Below are 2,902 nucleotides of genomic sequence, written 5' to 3'. Positions count from 1 at the left end.
TTTAAATAATTATAATTTAATATATTTTTATTAATATCATTTGTTACAAGAATCGGGAGTTGAACATGTCAGGTATGATGTTTTTAAGAATAGTGCCTTTTATCGGCGCTCTGGTAGCTTTGGTTCTTGCAGTTATTTTCACAAAGCTTGTAAACAGGAAAAGTCGTGGAAATAAAAGGATGCAGGAAATATCAGATGCGATTTTTGCAGGAAGCCGGGCCTATCTTAATCAGCAGGCAAGAATGATGATAATATTTTTTGTTGTAATTGAAATCCTGCTGTTTTTAATGGTAATTTTCGGTTTTCTCGAATATCCGTCTCTTCTTGCTTTTGCAACAGGAGGCGGTTTCAGCCTGCTGATAGGCTATATAGGCATGTGGATTTCTACTAAAACAAACTCAAGGGTAACACAGGCTGCAAAGGAAAAAGGTCTTGGAGAGGCGATGAATATTGCTTTTACTGCTGCTTCAGCTGCAGGTCTTGTCCTGGGAGTGGTTGCATTATTTGATACTGCAATATGGTTCAATGCCCTGTACTGGTGGTATGGAAGAACGGGCGGCGATCTGATAACCAATCTTGACCATGTCGTAAACATTCTTGTAACTTTTACAATCGGTGCCAGTTTTGCAGCATTTTTTATGAGAACCGGCGGGGGAATATTCACAAAAGCAGCTGATATGGGTGCTGATTATGTTGGAAAGGTAGAGTCTGGTCTAAGAGAGGATGATTACAGAAATCCTGCAACCATAGCCGACAATGTTGGCGATAATGTGGGAGACGTCAGGGGAATGAAGGCAGACTCTCTTGAATCATGGGTGGGAGCAATAATTTCTACCGAATTTCTTGGTTTTATTGCATTCAGAAATTCCCCTATGCTTTTAAAAAGCATACTGCTTCCCATGCTGATTTCCACAGCAGGTGTTTTTGCTTCAATAATAGCGATATTTATCATAAAAGGCATGATTTCAAGATATAAACAGAATGTGACAGTCAGCAAGCTTACTGCCACTACTCTTTCAGGTCTGTTTGTAACTTCTATACTGATAATATTATTTTCTTTCTTTATAACATGGTTCATCATGGGAACAGGCTATATGTATATATTTTATGCATCCATATGCGGCCTTCTTGCCGGATTTATGATCGGTCTGGTTACTCTTTTGTATACTGATTCCAAGTTCAGGCCCACAAGAAATATTGCAGAGAGTGCCAAGAGCGGTCCGGCGACACTTGTTGTAAACGGACTTGCCTACGGCATGGAAAGCACCGTTCTTCCTGCATTTATAGTCATATTAGCCATGATTTTCAGTTTTTATATTTCCGGTGGTTCAGTGAATATACAGATGGGACTGTATGGGGTTTCAGTAGCCGCTGTTGCAATGCTTTCAGTATCACCCTTTGCAATAGCCATTGATATTTACGGCCCTATTGCAGATAATGCCGGCGGTATTGCAGAAATGGCTGAACTCGATCCTGAGGTAAGAAAAACAACAGACAAGCTTGATGCGGTAGGCAATACTACAGCGGCAATAGGAAAAGGCATACTGATAGGCAGCGCAGCCATAACGGCGATAGCGCTGGGACAGGCTTATTTCTCAAAGATAGGTCTTCTTACCGAAAAAATGGGACTGAGTCTTGTAGTTGATTTTATGAAAGATCCAAAGATACTTGCCGGTCTGTTTGTGGGAGTAATACTGCCTTTCCTGTTTACATCTCTCCTTATAGGTTCAGTTGGAAAAGCAGCCAATAAGGTTGTAATTGAAGCAAGAAAACAGATAAAGGACATAATGGCAGGAAAATCCAGGGGCGATTCAAAGACTTTTATAACCATTGTGACCAAAGCAGCACAGAAAGGAATAATAATACCCGGAATTCTTATATTTGTAATACCTGTCGTTGTGGGTATTCTTCTTGGACCCGGCGGCGTCGTTGCCCTTATTATCGGCACTCTTCTTTCCGGTTTTGCCCAGGCTACATTCATGGCGAACGCAGGCGGAGCTCTTGACAATGCAAAAAAGAAGATAGAAGAAGAAGGCGGGAGCGGAACGCCTGAGCATTCAGCAGCAGTTGTCGGCGACACTGTAGGGGATCCGTTAAAGGATACTGCCGGTCCCTCCATGAATATATTGATCAAGTTAATAAGCGTGGTATCAATTGAGACGGCTGTGCTTGTTGTGACTATGTATGGGAATTTATTCCGATAAATAAAATCACTGATAAAAAATAAAAGGGAAATTATTATTACTTAGGTTTTAATAATTTCCCTTTTGATATAATATCTTGTTATGGAAAATGAAATTGGAAAAATTTTAGATGGACTGCTTGATAATTTTCTAGATGAAAAGATAAACAAAGAAGAACTAACAAAAAAAATCAGTGAGATGTATTTTGAGGATATAGGCTACGCCAAAGTTGACCACCATCGCAACCTGAGGAGAGGTTTTTCGGAAGTTATTTTCGGTGCCAACAAGTCAAAGCAGCAGACAGTGGAGATTGCAAAAAGCATACTTAAATATTCGGACAGGCTTTTAATAACAAAAACAAGCAGGGAATGCTATATTGATTTGCAGAAAGAATTCCCGAAGCTTAATTACGATGAATTATCGCAATGTATTTTTATGGTGCCATCAGACCATGACAGTAAATTAAAAGAAGGTATAGCAGTTGTTTGTGCGGGCACGTCAGACATTCCGGTTGCAGAAGAGGCCTGTCTTAGCGCTTATCTGATGGAAAATAATGTAAGGAAAATATATGATGTCGGAGTTGCAGGACTGCACAGACTTCTGAATTATAAAAAAGACATCCTTGAAGCCAAGGTAATAATTGCAGTTGCCGGCATGGAAGGCGCCCTGCCCGGGATTATCAGCTCTATTTCGATGTGTCCTGTCATAGGCGTACCGAC

The 2,902-nt window shown here is 40.5% G+C and carries 2 protein-coding genes; both read left to right on the top strand.

The genetic code is table 11. The features are described 5' to 3' along the window. Positions 1-65 precede the first annotated feature (65 nt). On the top strand, positions 66-2,204 hold the full coding sequence (locus GXZ93_06305; GenBank protein ID HHT79384.1) for a sodium-translocating pyrophosphatase: 2,139 nt from the start codon (positions 66-68) through the stop codon (positions 2,202-2,204). Between the two features lie 81 nt (positions 2,205-2,285). Then, on the top strand, positions 2,286-2,902 hold a 617-nt coding region (gene larB / locus GXZ93_06300; protein ID HHT79383.1), incomplete at its 3' end, for a nickel pincer cofactor biosynthesis protein LarB.

Source organism: Actinomycetota bacterium (assembly GCA_012837825.1).
Taxonomy (GTDB): domain Bacteria; phylum Actinomycetota; class Humimicrobiia; order Humimicrobiales; family Humimicrobiaceae; genus Humimicrobium.
This window is presented reverse-complemented; position numbering and strand designations above follow the sequence as displayed.

Bases quoted from the DNA above. Each gene is read 5' to 3' on its own strand.
- GXZ93_06305 (HHT79384.1), top strand. From the start codon at position 66: ATGTCAGGTATGATGTTTTTAAGAATAGTGCCTTTTATCGGCGCTCTG.